The sequence below is a fragment of the uncultured Fibrobacter sp. genome (assembly GCF_947305105.1).
Lineage (GTDB): Bacteria > Fibrobacterota > Fibrobacteria > Fibrobacterales > Fibrobacteraceae > Fibrobacter.
This window is the reverse complement of sequence record NZ_CAMZCS010000048.1, coordinates 1-17861: the sequence shown is the minus strand read 5'-3', so window position 1 is coordinate 17861 and position 17861 is coordinate 1. Positions and strand designations below refer to the sequence as shown.

The following is a 17861-nucleotide window of genomic DNA, read 5'->3' as shown; positions in this document are numbered from 1 at the left end:
ACCTCCGCGAATACAAGGGCTCCGTGATTCTCGTGACGCATGACCGTTACTTCCTCGACAACGTGACGAACTGGATTCTGGAAATCGACCGCGGCCGCGGCATTCCTTGGGAAGGCAATTACGCCCAGTGGCTCGACCAGAAGCTCGAACGCCTCCGTGGCGAAGAGAAGGGCGAATCCGACAGGCAGAAGCGCCTCGCTCGCGAACAGGAATGGGTCAAGCAGAGCCCGAAGGCGCGCCAGGCCAAGAGCAAGGCCCGTCTCAAGGCCTACGAGGAATTGCTCGCCGAAGATTCCCGCGAGCAGATCAAGGTGGCGCAGATCCACATTGCGAACGGCAAGCGCTTGGGCGATATCGTTATCCAGGCGGAACACTTGCAGAAGGCCTTTGGCGACAAGGTGCTGTTCGACGACTTGAACTTCAACCTGCCGCGCTCCGGCATCGTGGGCATTATCGGCCCGAACGGTGCAGGTAAGACGACTTTGTTCAAGATGATTATGGGCCAGGAAAAGCCCGATGGCGGTACGCTCAAGATTGGCGAGACCGTGGAAATCATCAGCATGGAACAGGGCCGCGACAGTCTCGACGACAGCAAAACCGTGTGGGAAGAAATCACCGGCGGCAACGACGAGATTATGGTGGGTGACCGCAAGATGAACGGCCGCGCCTACTGCGGACTCTTCAACTTCACGGGTGCCGCCCAGCAGAAAAAGCTCACCACGCTTTCGGGCGGTGAACGCAACCGCGTGCTCATGGCGAAGAACCTGCAGAAGCCGGGCAACCTGTTGTTCCTCGACGAACCGACGAACGACTTGGACATCGAAACGTTGCAGGCTCTGGAACAGGCGATTCTCAAGTTCGCAGGCTGCGCCGTGATTATCTCGCATGACCGCTGGTTCCTGGACCGCATCGCCACGCACATCCTCGCTTACGAAGGTGATTCCAAGGTGGTGTGGTTCGAAGGCAACTGGAGCGAGTACGAAGCCGACCGTCGCAAGCGCCTCGGCGAAGATGCCGACAATCCGAAGCCCATCAAGTACAAAACCTTGACGAGACAATAAAAAAAACGGCCATATCCTTTCCTCCCCTTATGGATATGGCCGAGCCGGTTTAGCGGCGGAAATATGAATATTAGTCTTTCAGGTAATACTGGACGCTGGTGACTACGCGGACCTTCTTGACAAAGGGGGTGTTCTCGTCACGATCTTCGATGGAAAATTGGCCTTGCGTTGCCGTCTTGATTTTTCCGAGTTTGCTCTCGGAATCTTTCGCGAATTTTTGTGCAGCGATGTGTGCGTTCTTGTTCGCCTCTTCAATCATTTCGGGCTTGATTTCTTTGAGCCCGTTAAAACTGTAGATTTTACGGTAGCGATAGTCGCTTTCGCTAATGGCTATTCCCTGTTTCAGCAGCTCACCATATTTACCCATGAGTTCGCGGACCTTGTCGACGTCTTTGGTGGCGACTGTCACGACCATCGCAACCAGGTAGCGGTAGGGGTGCTTGGTGGAACTGTACAGTTCGCTGTCGGTGTCGGTGATATCCGGCGATGCTTTGCTGATATCCTCTTTGGCGATTCCGTTTTCGAGCAAGAATTTTTCGAGCGTTTCTGTTTTGCTCTGCACGGTTTCGTAGAGAGCGACAAGATTGTTGCCGGCTTCTTTGAATACAATCGGCCATATTACATAGTCGGCGTTGACTTCGCGTTCGGCGAATCCACGTACATTGACAACTCGGTCTCTGTCCTTGACGTCTACGATTGCGTTATAGAGAAACGCCCCGAACCCAACAATGGCCAGTGCTAATATGACTGCTTCTCTAATTCTAGACATAACCAATCTCCTTTTATTATGGCTTTTCCGGTTACGACGATAATGTAGAATTATAATTTTTTGCGGACTAATAGATTGTTTTTTGAGTGATAATCACTTTTTATTATTGATTTTTTGAAAATCATAACAAACGGGCAATAATTACAAGAATGATATATGTTTCGTACTGGCAGAATTAAGTAAGCGGATTATAGCAAAGTAACGGAAATCCTTTTCTACCTTATCGGCCATAAATTTTTTGTCTGAAAGGAGAGCGATTATGAAATATCGCGTAAATGGGATTGCTTCCCGTGTCTTGGCCTTGGCTGTTGTCCCGATGATGGCTTTTGCCGGTGGCCTCAACACAAACACCAACCAGTCCGTGCTTTTTCAGCGCAGCATAGCGCGCGATGCGAGCACCGATGTGGACGCCCCTTACGCGAACCCGTCGGGAACGGCATTCATGGATGACGGTCTCTATATCTCCCTCAACAACCAGAGTTTTTGGCAGAGCCGCAGTGTTACGGTAGAAAAGTCCCCGATTTTCAAAGATGGTGAAGAATTCAAGGGCGATGCGTTTGTCGCGTTCTTGCCCAGCGCTCTTGTGACTTGGCACAAAGGCAACTTCGCTCTTTCTGGCCATCTTGGCGTGATTGGTGGCGGTGGCAAGATAAACTTTGACGAAGGCATTCCGAGTTTTTACGCGCTGACATCTTCTCCGCTCAAACAGATGGAGGCGGGCCTGACCGAAAAGGGACTCAAGACAGATGCAAGTTCTGTGGACGTTTCGATCGAGGCGAGTTCCTACATTTTTGGAGCGACTCTCGGTGCGGCCTACGAGTTCAACAAGATGTTCTCTGTTTATGCGGGTGCCCGCTTCAACTACGCGATGAACAGCTACGATGGCTCTGTCGGGAATCTGCAGCTGAATACTACAGTGCCCGGCGTGAATCCTGATGGCAAAATGATGGAAGCCTCTGTCCTTGCCGAAACTTTCGAGGCTTTGGCGGAGAAGGCCGAGACCAAAGAAGAGAAGGTGCAGTATGCGACGCTCGCGGAGACGTTCAAGACGATGGACGACAAGATGACCATGGAATTGGATGTGGAACAGACGGGTTGGGGCGTTACTCCTATCGTGGGTCTCGGTTTCCAGTACAAGCGTCTCACGGTCGGTGCGAAATTCGAATACAAGACTTCTATCGAGGTGGAAAACGACACCAAGAAGAACGATACTCCGCTGGAACAGTTCAACGACGGCAAGAAAGATCACAACGACATCCCGTCCCTGTTGGCGGTGGGCCTGAATTACGCCTTGCTCGACAACGTGCGCATCGCCCTCGGTTACCATCACTGGTTCGACAGCAAGGCCGATTTCAGCGGCGATCTGGAAGACCATGTGGACGACACGAACGAGTTCCTCTATGGTGTAGAGGTGGATTTCCTCAAGCGCTTTACTTTGAGTGGTGGCGTCCAGGTGACTCGCTTTGGTATCAAGGACGAATACATCAGCGACATGAACATCAATATCTCCTCGACGAGTTTCGGGTTCGGTCTCGCTTACTGGGCGACGGACTGGATGCGCGTGAACGTGAGCTACCTCCACACGCTCTACCAGGATTACGAAGAGAAAGTGGAATACGGTGTAGACGTGTATAAACGCGACAGCCGCGGATTCGGTGTCGGTCTCGATTTCAAACTTTAACGATTTTTAGTCGTTGCCTTTTGTCTTGAGGCTTTCGATGGCGTGCTTTGCCCACGCCACGACATCGCTACCCATCTTCTTGCTTGCAATGGTCACCAGGAATAAGTTGTTCTGGTTGGTGATGAGAGCGGCGCTGCATTCGTCGTAGCCGTCCTTGCTCCAGTACACGTAGCCGTAACGTTTGGCGGCATCGTATTCCTTGGCCTGCATTTCCATTTTGCGGGAACCGGATTTATAGACGAAGTCAAGATAAGTCATGATGCGCACAGAGTCCGGTGCCGTGACTGGAACGGCGTATTCCTTGTCTTTGGACATGACGGAGAAGGGGACTCCGCGGAACGTGACTTTCTTGTCGACAGGTTCTTTTTGCTCGATGGTGATAGAGGAAATATTGAATTCCTTGGAGTAGACATCGTAATGGTATTGGATGGGCTTGCTGCTCAGAATGGCGAAATCGATTTCGACGGGTTCGGGAAGGTCGGTGGTCACGTACTTTACGCTGGACACGGTATGTGTGTTGATATTGATTCCCTTCGGAGCGGAACAGCCGGACATGAGGATGGCGCCGGTAAGGAGTAAAAGAGCAGCCGCTTTTTTCATAAATTCCTCCAAATGAAGTCACTTGTCTTAATAATATACAAAGGAAACTAGGTAAATGAGTTTCCTCGCTTATGTTAAATTATTTTAAATAACCTTTTCTTGGACGAATCGCCATTGCCCGGGTTGAAGGCCTTCAAGGGGAATGTTGCCGATTTTCGTGCGTATGAGGCGCAAAGTGGGGAAGCCGACCGCTGCCGTCATGTGACGCACTTGACGGTTCTTGCCCTCGGTAAGCGTGAGGCGGACCCAACTGGTGGGGATGTTGGCACGGAACCTTACGGGCGGGGTGCGCGGCCACAGATTTTCGGGCTCTGTCGCCATTTCGGCGATGCAGGGCTTGGTGCGGTAACCTTTGATTTCTACACCGGAGGAGAGTTTTTTTATGGCTTCTTCGGTAATTTGCCCCTCGACTTGAGCGAGATATGTGCGCGGGTGGCCGAATTTGGGGTCGAGCAGTTTTTTGATGAGCGGCCCGTTGTCTGTGAGGAGCAAGGCTCCTTCGCTGTCGTGGTCGAGGCGGCCTGCGGCATAGACTCCGGCGGGGAAGCCGAATTCGTCGAGAGCCTTGTGGCCTGCTTCTGGTGTAAATTGGCTAAGTACGCCAAAGGGCTTGTTGAAGAGAATGACCATCAAGTCAAATATAGAATGAAGCCCGGGAATTCGGCCCGGGCTTTTCGTTGTTAACGCTTTTTCGTTGGGGTGCGCTTTGTTTTCTTGGGCGCTTGCTTTTTCGCAGGAGCTTTTTTGGGGGCCGGTTTCTTGGTGGTCTTCGTCGTTTTCTTCTTTTGTACCTGCTTAATCGGGACGATTGTCACGTCATCTTCGGCTCCGTTAGAAACTGCCGGTTCGGGAGTCGGTTCCGGATAGCTGGACATGAGCGGGTCCGGTTCTTCGGCTGGGGCCGGTGCAGGGGCTGCAGGTTGTTCTTCTGCGGTTGCGTTTCCGTTGGAGTAGTCGGCGTAATCGTCGTCGGAATCCGAATCGAAATCGTAGGATTCTTCGAACACTCTCTTGTTCTTGCGCTGTTCTTCGGACCTGTAAATTCTGTCGCGGATAAGTTCGAAGCCAATGGAAAGCTGTGCGCCTATGGTGTGCGAGTTCACGCGGAAAGCCATTTTTTGGTCTACAAAGGACTTCTGCATGGATGTATAGTTGTAATTGACTTCAAGACCTATGCCATACGGGAAAATGATGCCAACGCCAGGGTTGATGACAAAATTGAACGGACGTTCCCACCAGTTTCCGTTGGATGTGATAGGGGCGATGGAACCGAGCCTGATTGCCAAATAAGGAGAAAAAATATGTTCTTCGCGGACATTGCCGAACGTGATTGTTCCCCAAAACGGAATGCTTGCGGGGACAAATTCTTCGCTGCCTCTTTTTTGGGGTGTCTTATATGCTACACCGAAGCCATATCGCATAGTGGCGTATTCCGCCGAAAAATACAATTCCGAGCCACCTTCAAAGATAAGATCCGTGTCTGTTCTTCTTTCGGACAGGACTCCATCTAAATTTTTGTTTACAGTTAATTTGACAGGAGCGTAAGATGCTTGTACGAATGGACGCAACTCCAACGAATGAACGGTGCATTGGAGCGAAATTAACGCAAAAACAAACAAGAAAAACTTTCTATTCATAGGATTTCCAAGTATGCACATCCCGAATCAAAGATAGATTAATAGGGTTGAAAAGCAAGTACATTTTTTGTAAATTGTAACAAAAAATGAATCTTAGACGAGGTTCCCGTGGTTAGGATGAATTTTTCTCGATTGTTCAAACAACTCACGTTTGTTTTACTTGCTACAGCATTGCTGTATAGCGCATTTGCTCAAGAGCATGGCAAGATATTCCCGATAACAACGACTGCGACCTCGTATTCGACAGCAAACAATTCCTTTGATAGCGCTACAACTTCTAGCGGTGTTCGCCTTGTTCTTGTTGCTCCCAAAACGGGAATATTCAAGGTGACTGTGGATGCGACCAATAGCGATTACTTAGTATGGAGATGCTCCGATGATACGTTTTCATCGACATCGTGTGGCAGCTATCTAAAGGATGTCTATAGTGGATCTTGGTCTGAAAATGTTTATGCAGCGAAAGGTGATACGGTCTTTTATATTCTAAGGGAGTACAATTATCCGTCATCTGTGAATGCGGCAAGATTATTTAGCATTAAATATGAAGAACTTGCGACTTACACAGTAAAGATTAACGGGAAGGATACCGCTATTGCAACCGGTAATTCTCTTGCGATCAATGCGTCTACGTTATTGAGCCCGAACAAGGCGTTCGTAAAATGGAAAATCATTTCGGGGTCCGGCACATTTGGGAACGAAACGGCAATTTCCACGAATTACAAGCCGCAAGCAAATTCAGAAATAGGTATTGAAACGAAGGTCGTCACGGTGTATCCGATTACGGACAAGTATTCTTCGTACGTTTACGATAGCCAGGGCTATGCAAAAACGACCTCGGCTTATGCGGTGCGAACCTCTTATTCTGCTGCGGATTCGGGTTATTACGTTCTTTTTGTCAAGGCCGGTTTCAGCAGTTCTGTTTATCGTTATGGGACAGACAGTACGTTTGCCAGTGCATCGACAACTTCCTGTTCTTCCGGGCTCTGTCGCATTCTCTTCTATTCAGTGGGTGGCGTGAAAAATTATTTTGAGCTTTACGAAGGTAATAGCTCTTACACGGATAGCTCGGTAAGTGTCAGGGTCGAAAAGACGGTCAAGGTCACTTCGGATACTTCGGGTTCTGGCTATGTCTATGTGGGTACGTCGTCGTTAAATTTTGATTCCACCCACGTGGCTGGGGATACCGTTAATATTAAGGGTTATTCTTACACGGGTGCAAAATTTAACCACTGGGAAAAAGTTTCTGGCCAATGCACGATTCTTGATTCTACAAAGGCCATATCGCAGGTGAAAGTCGATGGCGATTGTCGCGTCAAGGCGGTATTTGCGGTAGGGACTGTTTATTCCATTACGAGTACTGCGACGGACTATACAACGGCAGATAACTATTATTCGTCTATGGCGTCCAATGGTGTCCGATTCAAGTTCATTGCACCGAGTGACGGGGCTTTTGCGATTAGTTTCACCGCAAAGGATACATCGGATAAATTTTACTTCATTAAGTATCCGAATTCGGCCTTCTCTTCTTATACGTGGCAGAATCTCGGCAATAAAAAGATAGATTCGCTTTATTTGAACAAGAACGATACGGTGTATTATCTCGTAAGGACGTACAGCAATTATGACTCCCTCGACGTGTTCACGGTGAAATCTTCTTCGATTGCGTCTTATAAGGTCACCTTGACGACGGCGTCGCAGTGTTCTACGTCGGTCAAAACAGACTATGTCGTTGGGGGTGGAAGTGCGACCTACTTTGGCTATGCCACTAGCGGCTTTAGACCGGCTGGCTTTAATATCAAGAAGGGAACGGGCTCTTTTACCGATAGCCTTCCGAATACTGCAACGATTGTCGTGAAATCGGATATCACCCTGGAACTCAAGTGCGATCCGGCGAATCTGATTGCGATTACGACAAAGGAAACCTACCGCAGTGCGGATAAGGATTTTTACGATGTCGATCCTTCGAACGGTATGCGTTACGTGTATATCTCGCCGACGACGTCTATTTATGCCATCCGTGCAAAGACAAAGTTGTCGAATAGTTCCTATTTCACCGGTTACTATTACAACTATGGCAAGGATTCTTCGTTTACGTCGTCTTTGAGAAGCTTTAACATGTCCAGTTCGTATGTGACCAGGACCTTTTTTATTGAACCCTCCAGTACAAATGAAAATTTCTATTTCAGCGTAATCCCTTCGGGTTCTGCCTATTACGATGATTTGATTGCCGTGTATGCGATAGAGGCATCGGTTGTCGATGTCGAAGGAAGAACCTATCCAGATACGATTGCTATGGGGGACCCCCTTTCGATTAGCGCTGTTATTGATACAGGCTATAATTTTGTGGGCTGGAAATTGACTTCGGGGAGTGGCAAGTTTAGTGATTCCACCGCGTTTAGCACGACGTTTACTCCCTCTTCGGAATTTGTGAAGATTGGCGTGAACAAGAAAAAAGGACAAGTCTATCCGTTGACGGACAAGTTCTCTGGTTTCACGTATTATGCCAACGGAAGCAAAACATCGTCGTTCTATGGTGTCCGGACTGTTTTTACGGCGAAAGATTCTGGCATGTATGTGATTGTTTCGGAATCGAAGAGACCGTGGTATAACTATATATTCTTGAGCGATTCGTTGTTCTCTTATGCTTCCACCTCCGTTTCTAATACCAGTGCGGGCGGATCGTCGCGTTCGACTCTCAAGTATTCTTTCTATGTGTCGAGTGCGAATACTTCGCGCTATTTCATGTTGGTGCCTTACAATAATTCGGACATGAAGGATTCTGTCTGGGCCAAGGTCGTAAAGACTTCCAGGATTAATTCGGATACGGTGGGTGGCGGTTATGTCCGCTTCGCAGGAACCACGTATAACTACGATTCGACCCATATCTCTGGCGATACGATTTCTATGAATGCGTATGCAAACACAGACCAGAGATTCGATCATTGGCAGTTGACATCTGGAAAATGCACTATTCTTGATTCTACGGAAAGGTTTACACAGCTCGTTATTGACGGTGACTGTAAGGTGAAGGCCTTCTTCAGGGAAGGTGTCATTTATCCTGTTACGGCGACCCCGAAATCGTACACGACGGCAAAAGATTATTATGTGGGTTCTCCGTCACAGGGTGTCTATTTAAGTTTTGAAGCGCCACAAACAGGCACTTACGCCATCGTGACCTCTTGGACAGGGAACAGCGGCTATTTGCAGTATTATAGATACCCTGATAGCACGTATTATTCTTACAGTATGTCTCGGTCCATTACGGGAACGTTTGTCGATACGTTGACGATGAATTCTGGAGACAAGGTGTTCTTCAAAATCCAGACACCTACTTATGCGGATTCCATTGTTCCCTTCTGGATTAGTTATGCGGAAAGCAAATCGATTATTACTGTGAAAGCAGATTCGAATGGTACTGTGTCTCCGACTCAATACGATCCGGCGTGGATTGGGCCGAAATATGTAATCAATGCTACGGCGTCTGTCGGCTACCGTTTTGATTCCTGGGAACTCGTTTCTGGTACTGCTACAATCGACGATAAGAAAGCTCGTTCGACTCTGATTTCGATAAAGAAACAGTCCGAGGTGATTGCCCATTTCAAAAAAGGTTCGGTGCAGTCTATTTCGAAAACGAAAAAGACCTTCAATTATCAAACGCACTACTACAGTGACCGCACGGGCTCCGCTGTGTACTTTACTTGGACTCCGCCTGATTCTTCTTGGTACATGCTCCAAATTGAGTCTACAGATAGATTGGCGGCGAAATGGTATGATTTCGGGACGGACACGACATTCCTGACGACTACGAGTTATAGTGTAGTTCCTGTCGGCCTGAACGGAAATTCTAAGATATTCCTGTTCCGTGGAGATGGGAAAAAGCCCCTTTACTGGGCTATTGTCGATTCCCTTAGCAACGTCATACCCAATAGGGACTTCACCATCCAGATTGCCGTCCCGTATGTTTTGACTGTTTCTACAGAAGGAAAGGGCCGTGTCCAGCCTCTAGGCGAAGTTGGCCTTTATCCTGGTTCCGATACTGTGGTCACTGCGGTTTCGTATGGTGGTTACATCTTTGACAAGTGGGTCAAGGTTTCTGGCAAGGTGGACATCGATGACCCGAGCAACACGACGACTCGAGTCAAGCCGAATTCTGAGGCGTGCGAAATCAAGGCGACCTATTCGCTTGATCTTGCGACGGAACCGGAATTGCACGTAACGAGTGTGGATTTGAGCGAATACCCCGGAATCTGCGCCAATGTCATTGTGATGGACAAGAATACCCAAAAGTTCATTGGTGGCCTTGATTCTTCTGATTTCGTACTTCATCAAGATAAGAAGGCGCTCCCCATCCATGTGTCGTCTGTAGGGGGCGTTGGCGGTGTTTCGGTTGCGATTGTTGTCGACGAAAGTGGTTCCATGAGTGGAACGAGAATCACGCAGGCGAAGCAATCCATCCGTGACTTTATCAACGAGATGACCCTGCTCGACAAAGCCGCGATTATTGGCTTCGATGGCAGCAGTTCGACGACGGTTCACCAGACGATGACTTCGGACAAGTCCCTGTTGCTTGCGGCGGTTGATCGTTTGACAGCTAGTGGCGGTACGAATATTCTTGATGGCGCCTATAGCGGTATTCGACAGGTTGTGGGCGAAATGAATTCGACCGCGGTCATCGTGTTCTCCGATGGTTATGATGGTGGCAACGCGGTTTCTCTCCAGGATGTCATTGATTATGCGAAGAATCAGAATACGGTGATTTACACGGTCGCGGTGGAATCCGATATCAGGAATCCTCTTAAGGACATTGCGGATGGTACGGGTGGTACCTATACCTTCGCTCCTACGGCAGACCAGTTGGCCGAAGTCTATATTTCGATTAGGAATGAACTCCAGGCAAAGTATACGATTTGCTACGAAACTCCGGACACGACAATCAACGGGGACGAACACCAAGTTGCCATCAAGACGAAGTTCATCAACAAGCCCGCTTCGGATACGGCTTATTGGAGCGAATCGGCTATGCCTCCTCTGGTCAAGCTGACCAAGAACACCAAGAAACTGATTGGTGTTTCTCAGCCTGCCGGAACGGCTATCGAACTCAAGGTGTATGTGGTGTCTCAGGATTCAATTTCCTCGGTGAAGGTGTATATCCGCACTTCTACCTTGGATCAAACCGAAACCTTTGCGGCTTATCCGATGGTCCATGTCAAGGATAGCTTGTGGAGTTATACGGTCCCCGCCAGTAACGTTGTTACACCGGGCCTTGATTTCTATGTGATAGCGACGAATGCGAACGGCATGGTCGGAAAGTCTCCTCAGGTGTCGAAGCCGGACAAGGAGCCTTACACGATTCCGATTGGCAACGATGCTCCGGCTATCGAGTATGTGGAGACGACTTGCGTGGATACGACCAGTGGCTCGGGAACGTTGTCGTTCGAAATCTCGGATAGTAGCGGCATTTCAAGTGCAAGGCTTTACTACAGGAGCCAGGGCTCTGTTGAATTCAAGCAGAAGAAGATGTCTCGCGAATCCAAGAAGGGCAATGACTGGACTGCGACGATTGACAACTCTGCATTCGGCAACGGTAGAATTGAATTCTATGTGCGTGCGATCGACAAGAGTGGTGTCGCGTCCCGTTGGGAACAGTTCAACAACAACTACGTTGAAGCCTGTAAGGACGGCCTCCCGATGATTGACGACGTGGCAGATACGATTTGGATTAAGAACGGCGAGAAGGATACTATGCAAATCACTCGCTTGACCGAATCGATAAAGCTTTCTCTCGTGACGGAAGATTTCACGGCCAAGAAGGACTCCGTTATTGCCAGCTTGAAGTGCCTTGTCTCGGGCGATGTGGAAGACAGCATAAAGATGGTGGAAGTTCGCGGCGGTTATTTCGAAACCCCGAAACCTCTTGAGAAAAACGAGTACAGTGTCAAGAAGAACGACGGGAAGATTTCTTGTGCCGGTACCGATACGTTGATTGCGACTTACAAGGATCCTCTCTATGGCACGATTGCTAGCGATACCGTGCTTCTCGGGGACAATATCACGATTACGTACCAGTTCATGGACGAAAAGTGCAAGGTGGACCTCGACTCGGTGCAAACGTCGACCTCCGCGAAGTACTGCTTGAAAATCCTGGCTCCTAGCGCATCGCTTTACGAACGGGATACGCTCAAGCTGCTCATGTTTACCGACCAGGGCGACACAATCCGTGTGGAAGCCATTGAGACAGAAGACTATTCCAAGGAATTCATATATAAGGGCAGCTTCTACTTCGTAGAAGATAGTGCTTCCTTGAGCGATTCCTTGCTGGATGCTGTTCTTGATTTGGATACGACGTTCAACCGCGTGGTTATCCAGGGCGGCATAACTTCGGACAAGTCCAAACTCAGGAAGCGCGATTCGCTCGTGGTCTACACGAACTACGTCGCCGCCGACTTTGCTGAAATTTATGACAGCGATTTGGACGGCATGGCCGATTCTATCCGCATTCACTTCAAGAAGCCTTTGAAGAAGAAAGTCGCAAGCATTGACACCGTATATTGGAATGTGGCACAGGGGAATTGGACCAATGTCGAGTCAAAGAAGATTCACATTACCGAGGATTCTTCCTGGGCGGAGGCAATGGTCCGTAAGGCGTTCAAGTACGGACTGACTGCCATAGATACGTCGGCGCCACCCTATTTGCGCGTGACCAAGACCAAGGACGAATTCTCGCAGAAGACGATGTTGAAGGATAAAGTCGGTGCTGTCCCTGTGAGAGCTGTGAAGCGTCCGGGCCAGATTACGATGGAAGAATACTTGGATGCCTCGGACGATGTTGCTCCGGATACTCTGGAGATTACGATGTCGGAAAGCATCAAGAATACCGGGAAAAAGACCGCATGGAAGGATTTGTTCCGTTACTCTAAAACTTGTAAGGATACGGTCTATAACCCGATACGTTCGAAGTCGGATCCGATTGTTGATTCTGCTGGCCTTGTCTGGAAGTTCGTACTTGCAGATTACGCCATCATGAAGGAAAACTGCATTTCGACCAACCCCGAGGCGACTTATGTAGATAGCGAAGGCAATTCCATGGGCCGTGGCGGCGTCGAAATCGAAGGCCGCGACGAGACCGTCTACCTATATGAAGTCTCTGCCGTCCAGCCTGTGCACGGCATCGGCAAGAAAGGCAAGTGGATTCCGCAAGGCGGCAATTCCTGGGAAGACGTGCCGGATAGCCTGACGGTCATCAAGATTGCATCCGTGGCTCCTTATGAGGCGAATATCTTTATCTATGATAACCTGGCCAATGTGGTCGCGAACATGAAGCAGAAGTTCGGTGATAACGGAGAAATGGAATCCAAGGTCCGTGGCAACGACAAGAACCGCGCAAAGATCGGTTACTTGACCTGGAACCATCGCTCCAATAGGGACAGGAAAGTCGCTACAGGCGTGTATATCTGGCGCATCGACTTCAAGTTCAAGGACGGCCATACCGAATACCGAATCTTGAAGACCGGGTATCTCAGAAGAGAAGAATAATTCTTCTTTAAAATTCTTTGAAGAACTCAGGCCGGTGAAAATCCGGCCTTTCTGTTTGTATGGGGAAGGCGCTCAGGTAATGGGGCGTTTTTGCCTTGTCGGCACACTTGTAAAGGTTTCCGCGCAGGTGGATTCCATCGAAACGGGCGAGCCCGAATATTTCGGCAGGAATTTCAATAGACATGGCCCAGCATACAAGGTCCCCGACCACGCTGGCCTTTTGCTTTGTACGGCGGATTTTATCGATGGTGTCGAGCGGTAGAGTCTGCCGGTGTTCACGGTCTGGCCCGTGTGCTGCGAGCATAAAGCCGCGGCTTGTTGTTTCGAAGTTGAAATATTCGCCGGAACCGGCTGGATCTTGCACGAATATTTCGACACAGGAATCTTCCCAGCAGTGCCCGTTGTTTTCTGTGACCTCGGCCCTGAAACAGTTGATAGGCTCTTCGACAATGAATTCCACCGAGATGCGGGCGCTGTCGATGGAAACATTGGCCAATACGGTCGGTAGGGTGATGCCTTGGTTTGGCATCCAAAGGGGATTCGGCTTTAGTATCATGGGGAAGGGCCTTGATTCGGGGCTATTTCGATAGGAAGTCGAGAGCTTCGCCTGCCAACTCGACGCAACGATTGCATGGGATTACGGCGTTAGGCCGGATTTCTTTGCAAAGGGTGCAATTCTTGGCGCCGCGTCTGAAAAAATCTTCCAGGGCTTCGGAATGGTCCGGTTGCATCATCTTGGCTGCGTAAAGGGCTCCGCAGGTCCCGTTCGGGGCACGACCGCCACCAAAGTTGCGGAACATTTCTGCGGTTTCCAGAGCCTCTTTCTCGGTTTTCCCGCTAGAACGGGCGAATGCGTAGGCTACCGACATCGCGCAATTGCCACGGTGCTCGGCGTGAAAATTTTTTGCAAGTTCTGCGATGGACATATAGCTTAGAATTCCAGTGCTAGGTTTCCGCCAAAGCGGTTGTTGGTTAGGTTAATTGTCGGTATTGCACGCAACTTCATGGAATGTTGCTGTTGCTGCTGGTATTTTGTGAGTTTTTCCCGATAGAGCTCTGCCTTGTCTAGCTTGGCACTCCCTGCGAGCCTGATGGGGATGCCAAGAGTAAAGATTCCCATAGAAGCAAAAAGGCCAAAGTAACTTAAGTGGGTTGTACTGCTTTTGTTGTTATAGCTGCATACGGTGAGAATGGCAAATACAGGGGCCATGAATCCGCCGACAATCATCATCGCCTTGCCGAAATTGTTGAAACGCTCTCCGTCGTATGAATAGATTTCAACCATGTTCTGATAGAACTCGGCACTGTCAATATCAAGTACTCCATTTGCTCGAATGGGATACGTTTGCGTAGTAACCCCTTGGTAATTGATGAAATACGTAGTACTCTTTTCTTGGGCATGCGCCAAGAGCACTCCCAAAAAAATGAAGAGGATAACTACGCTTTTCATGTTTTAAAAATCCAAAGCGAGCCTTCCGCCAATATTGCTGTTGCTGGGGTCAATTTGCGGTTGAAGCTTCAACTTCATAGAATATTGACGCCTCATTTGGTATCTTGCGAGGATGCCGTTGTAGCGGTTAGCCCTGCGGAGATTGGTATTACCGATAATTTTGAGTGTTATACCGGTAGCGAATACGCATCCTCCGCCAATCATAGCGAGATATCCCCCTAATAGCATTAGAGTGGCCTCGTCATTGCCGCCACAGTCGGAATCATAATCATCGTCACAGGTCTCTGTACCGGCAATCCCTACTATAAACATCACAAGACCGGCTGCGGCACCGATTCCGCCGCCCAGCATCAAGCCTTTACCTGTTTTGCGGAAGTCGAGGGCTGACTTTGTATACTTGTCAATTAGGGACTGGTAGTAGACGGTGCTGTCAAAAGCGAAAGCCGGATTTGCTTGCGGGGCGACCTGTGCCATGATTGGTTGCGGCTGTTGCTGGGGCATGACGGGAATTGTTCCTTTTTCATGGATAATCCCGACCGTTTGCCCCTGTTCGTTAACTACAAAAGTTGTATCCATCTCTTGGGCGTGAGCCAGAAGTACTCCAAAGAATGCAAATAAAAAAATTAAGTATTTCATATGTCCAAAAATAAGTTTTTTGAGGACAGATGAAATACTTAAAATAAGAAAAAGTATTTAGGCGTTAATTTTTTACGATAATTAGAAGTTCAAAGCGAGATTTCCGCCGACTTGCTTGTTAATCGGGTCAATAAGAGGATCGAAGCGCAACTTCAGGGAGTATTGCTGCCTCATTTTGTACTTCTGGAAGCGATCTTCGTAACGCCTTGCCCTGCGAATCTTGGAACTGCCGACTATCTTGACGATAGTGCCTGCACCGAAGACTAAGGCTCCACCAATCATGACAAATGCACCGGTTCCGGCGAGTTCATCGCTGTTCGAAGTGCAGGTCTCGCGGCCCCAGGCGTCCTCATCGCAGCTTTCCTGTGCTCCGACAACAAGCATGCCGACACCGACTGCGGCTGCGATACCACCACTGAGCATCATGATTTTACCGGCCCTGCGAATCCTGTTTCCGGATTCAGTATAAACATTAATCATGTCCATGTAATAGGCTGTGCTGTCGTAACCGAACGCCGGGTTAGCCTGTTGTACAGGGGCTGCCTGCATTTGCACCGGCTGCGCGGCTTGCTGTTGCTGGGGCATGACGGGAACGGTTCCTTTTTCGTGGATAATCCCGACAGTTTGTCCCTGTTCGTTGACAACGAAGGTTGTGTCCATCTCCTGAGCGTTGGCCAGAAGTACTCCAAATAATGCGATAAAAAGAATTATGTGTTTCATGCGCGAAAAAATAATTTTTTTTTACAAAAAAAGGAATACCTGTTGTTCAAAAAAATGAAATTCCTCCAATCAAATAGCTTAAATGCTAAAAATTCAAGGATAATCTGCTGCCGAGAGACCCTTTGTAAGGGTTGACCATGGGGGAGATTTGCATTTTTAGAGAATGCTGTTTCCTGAGGTTATATAGATCGAGGGATTCTTTATAACGGTTTGCCCGTCGCTGTTTAGAGTTGCCGTTTATTTTGAGTATCAAGCCAGTGGTAAATGCAATTGCTCCGTCTAAAGACAGTATATAACCCGTAGCGATAAGCGCAGTGGCGGCGTTACTGGCTTTACAACCATCATCATCGTCGTCGTCATCGCAAAGAGGCACTTGCAACAGCCCAGCAAACATGATGACCGCTCCTGCCGCCGCTCCGATTCCACCGCTGAGCATCATCTTGTTTCCGACGTTTCTTCTGGAATTGGCTAGTCTCGTATTCGTTTCGATTAGGTCCTGATAATACTGTGTGCTGTCGGTGGCAAATGGGTCTGTGGCGGAGGCTGTGGCCGGCGCTGCTTTGGGCAATGTAGGTACAGTTCCCTTTTCGTGGATAATCCCGACGGTCTGTCCCTGTTCGTTCACGACAAACGTCGTGTCCATTTCCTGGGCGAAAGTTGCCAAGGTCAAGAATAATGCAATAATTATCAAACGCATCGCCATTGCCTAAAACTCCAATAACAGATTCCCGCCAAAGAATTTGAAACAAATTACATATGGAAAAATAAACCGAAATTCACAAAAATGGTTTGTTTCGGAATGAAAAGTTGTTTTTTTGTGATTCCTTCAATAAAAAAATGCATTAAAGACGGCTTGCGTCTCCGTGAGATTCCAAAAGACTAGAAATCAAGTAGCAGATTACCGCCGAACGCCTGATTGATTGGATTGAACGTCGGCAATATTTCCAGACTTACGGAATGATCTGCTTTTTGGTGCTTTTTAAGTTGCTCTTTGTAGTATTCCGCACGATTCTTTTTCTTGTAGCTAGATACTTTAAAAATGGTTCCACCAAGAATGCATCCGACCCCTGCTAGGGCGATAAGAGCGAGAGCGCCGTGATCCCCTTCAACGACGTCATACTCTTCGGTGTCTTTCTTTTTTTCCGTTTTTACCGAATAGTGAATAACTTCGGCCGCCGCCAAGGCTATTATGGCCCCGCCGCCAATGAACAATCCTGTCCCTGCGTTGCTTAGACGTTCTCCCGATTTTGTATAGGAATCAATCTTCTTTACGTATTCGACAGGAACGGTGTCTTGCTGTGTGCTGTAGTAAGCAGGAGGTTCCTGGGCATAAGCCGCCAAGGTCAAGAATAATGCAATGATTATAGAACGCATCGCCATTACCTAAAACTCCAATAACAGGTTCCCGCCAAAGACTTTGTAACAAATTACATATAAAAAATAAACCAAAATTCGCGAAAAGGCTCCTCGACGATAAAAAAAGCCCATATTGCATTTTTCTGTAAAAAATGGCAAATTTTTTTGCAAAAAAAAAAGAACTCCCGCAAACGGGAGATCCTATAAAATCCAGATTGAGATTGCTTCACCCCTACGGGGTTCGCAATGACAACGCTTTTTCAGTTGCGAGTGAGAAAAAAAGAACTCCCGCGAACGGGAGTTCCTATAAAATTCCGGATGGAGATTGCTTCACCCCTACGGGGTTCGCAATGACAACGCCTTTTCAGTTGCGAGCGAGACCAGGAACGAAGCCCGAAGCCGTACAAATCGTACGGCG

Annotated in this window: 15 protein-coding genes; 4 read left to right on the top strand and 11 right to left on the bottom strand. The window is 48.6% G+C overall.

The genetic code is table 11. The features are described 5' to 3' along the window. The coding region (locus Q0Y46_RS14060; RefSeq protein ID WP_297948319.1) for an ATP-binding cassette domain-containing protein at positions 1-1061 on the top strand (1061 nt) is incomplete at its 5' end. A gap of 70 nt (positions 1062-1131) precedes the next feature. Here the strand turns inward: Q0Y46_RS14060 and Q0Y46_RS14055 are convergent. Continuing rightward, positions 1132-1830 (bottom strand): SIMPL domain-containing protein, encoded by a 699-nt coding sequence (locus Q0Y46_RS14055; protein WP_295683695.1) that lies wholly within the window; start codon positions 1828-1830, stop codon positions 1132-1134. A gap of 259 nt (positions 1831-2089) precedes the next feature. On the opposite strand from Q0Y46_RS14055, the gene Q0Y46_RS14050 reads away from it, so the two are divergent. Continuing rightward, entirely contained in the window at positions 2090-3511 is a 1422-nt protein-coding gene (locus Q0Y46_RS14050; protein WP_295683698.1) for a hypothetical protein, read from the top strand. 6 nt (positions 3512-3517) lie between these two features. Here Q0Y46_RS14050 and Q0Y46_RS14045 read toward each other — a convergent pair whose 3' ends face one another. The 3 genes from Q0Y46_RS14045 to Q0Y46_RS14035 form a co-directional block, all read right to left on the bottom strand. Continuing rightward, a complete protein-coding gene (locus Q0Y46_RS14045) occupies positions 3518-4111 on the bottom strand; it encodes a hypothetical protein (RefSeq protein WP_297948316.1) in 594 nt (197 codons plus the stop codon). Positions 4112-4195: 84 nt separating this feature from the next. After that, positions 4196-4741, bottom strand: a complete 546-nt coding sequence (locus tag Q0Y46_RS14040) for a pseudouridine synthase (RefSeq protein WP_297948313.1) — start codon at positions 4739-4741, stop codon at positions 4196-4198. A gap of 50 nt (positions 4742-4791) precedes the next feature. Then, positions 4792-5748, bottom strand: coding sequence for a hypothetical protein (locus tag Q0Y46_RS14035; RefSeq protein WP_295683709.1), 957 nt, complete (start codon positions 5746-5748; stop codon positions 4792-4794). A 132-nt stretch (positions 5749-5880) separates the two neighbouring features. On the opposite strand from Q0Y46_RS14035, the gene Q0Y46_RS14030 reads away from it, so the two are divergent. After that, complete coding sequence (locus Q0Y46_RS14030) at positions 5881-13281, top strand: VWA domain-containing protein (RefSeq protein WP_297948310.1); 7401 nt, start codon at positions 5881-5883, stop codon at positions 13279-13281. A gap of 7 nt (positions 13282-13288) precedes the next feature. Here Q0Y46_RS14030 and Q0Y46_RS14025 read toward each other — a convergent pair whose 3' ends face one another. The 7 genes from Q0Y46_RS14025 to Q0Y46_RS13995 form a co-directional block, all read right to left on the bottom strand. After that, entirely contained in the window at positions 13289-13810 is a 522-nt protein-coding gene (locus Q0Y46_RS14025) for a carbohydrate-binding family 9-like protein (protein WP_297948307.1), read from the bottom strand. A gap of 49 nt (positions 13811-13859) precedes the next feature. After that, complete coding sequence (locus tag Q0Y46_RS14020; RefSeq protein ID WP_297948305.1) at positions 13860-14207, bottom strand: hypothetical protein; 348 nt, start codon at positions 14205-14207, stop codon at positions 13860-13862. A 5-nt stretch (positions 14208-14212) separates the two neighbouring features. Further along, on the bottom strand, positions 14213-14731 hold the full coding sequence (locus Q0Y46_RS14015; RefSeq protein ID WP_297948303.1) for a hypothetical protein: 519 nt from the start codon (positions 14729-14731) through the stop codon (positions 14213-14215). A gap of 3 nt (positions 14732-14734) precedes the next feature. Beyond that, positions 14735-15367, bottom strand: coding sequence for a hypothetical protein (locus Q0Y46_RS14010; RefSeq protein WP_295683720.1), 633 nt, complete (start codon positions 15365-15367; stop codon positions 14735-14737). An 81-nt stretch (positions 15368-15448) separates the two neighbouring features. Beyond that, positions 15449-16087: a hypothetical protein gene (locus Q0Y46_RS14005; RefSeq protein ID WP_295683724.1), complete on the bottom strand. Its 639-nt coding sequence runs from the start codon at positions 16085-16087 to the stop codon at positions 15449-15451. 85 nt (positions 16088-16172) lie between these two features. Beyond that, a complete protein-coding gene (locus Q0Y46_RS14000; RefSeq protein WP_297948299.1) occupies positions 16173-16790 on the bottom strand; it encodes a hypothetical protein in 618 nt (205 codons plus the stop codon). Positions 16791-16966: 176 nt separating this feature from the next. Beyond that, positions 16967-17467, bottom strand: a complete 501-nt coding sequence (locus Q0Y46_RS13995; protein WP_297948297.1) for a hypothetical protein — start codon at positions 17465-17467, stop codon at positions 16967-16969. A 128-nt stretch (positions 17468-17595) separates the two neighbouring features. Between Q0Y46_RS13995 and Q0Y46_RS13990 the strand changes: the two genes are divergently transcribed. Further along, positions 17596-17861 (top strand): hypothetical protein (locus Q0Y46_RS13990; RefSeq protein ID WP_297948295.1); only part of this gene is annotated, 266 nt, incomplete at its 3' end.

Excerpts from the sequence above, each read along its gene's own strand:
- Q0Y46_RS14055 (WP_295683695.1), bottom strand. The coding sequence starts at position 1,830 with ATGTCTAGAATTAGAGAAGCAGTCATATTAGCACTGGCCATTGTTGGG.
- Q0Y46_RS14050 (WP_295683698.1), top strand. The coding sequence starts at position 2,090 with ATGAAATATCGCGTAAATGGGATTGCTTCCCGTGTCTTGGCCTTGGCT.
- Q0Y46_RS14045 (WP_297948316.1), bottom strand. The coding sequence starts at position 4,111 with ATGAAAAAAGCGGCTGCTCTTTTACTCCTTACCGGCGCCATCCTCATG.
- Q0Y46_RS14040 (WP_297948313.1), bottom strand. The coding sequence starts at position 4,741 with ATGGTCATTCTCTTCAACAAGCCCTTTGGCGTACTTAGCCAATTTACA.
- Q0Y46_RS14035 (WP_295683709.1), bottom strand. The coding sequence starts at position 5,748 with ATGAATAGAAAGTTTTTCTTGTTTGTTTTTGCGTTAATTTCGCTCCAA.
- Q0Y46_RS14025 (WP_297948307.1), bottom strand. The coding sequence starts at position 13,810 with ATGCCAAACCAAGGCATCACCCTACCGACCGTATTGGCCAATGTTTCC.
- Q0Y46_RS14020 (WP_297948305.1), bottom strand. The coding sequence starts at position 14,207 with ATGTCCATCGCAGAACTTGCAAAAAATTTTCACGCCGAGCACCGTGGC.
- Q0Y46_RS14015 (WP_297948303.1), bottom strand. The coding sequence starts at position 14,731 with ATGAAAAGCGTAGTTATCCTCTTCATTTTTTTGGGAGTGCTCTTGGCG.
- Q0Y46_RS14010 (WP_295683720.1), bottom strand. The coding sequence starts at position 15,367 with ATGAAATACTTAATTTTTTTATTTGCATTCTTTGGAGTACTTCTGGCT.
- Q0Y46_RS14005 (WP_295683724.1), bottom strand. The coding sequence starts at position 16,087 with ATGAAACACATAATTCTTTTTATCGCATTATTTGGAGTACTTCTGGCC.
- Q0Y46_RS14000 (WP_297948299.1), bottom strand. The coding sequence starts at position 16,790 with ATGGCGATGCGTTTGATAATTATTGCATTATTCTTGACCTTGGCAACT.
- Q0Y46_RS13995 (WP_297948297.1), bottom strand. The coding sequence starts at position 17,467 with ATGGCGATGCGTTCTATAATCATTGCATTATTCTTGACCTTGGCGGCT.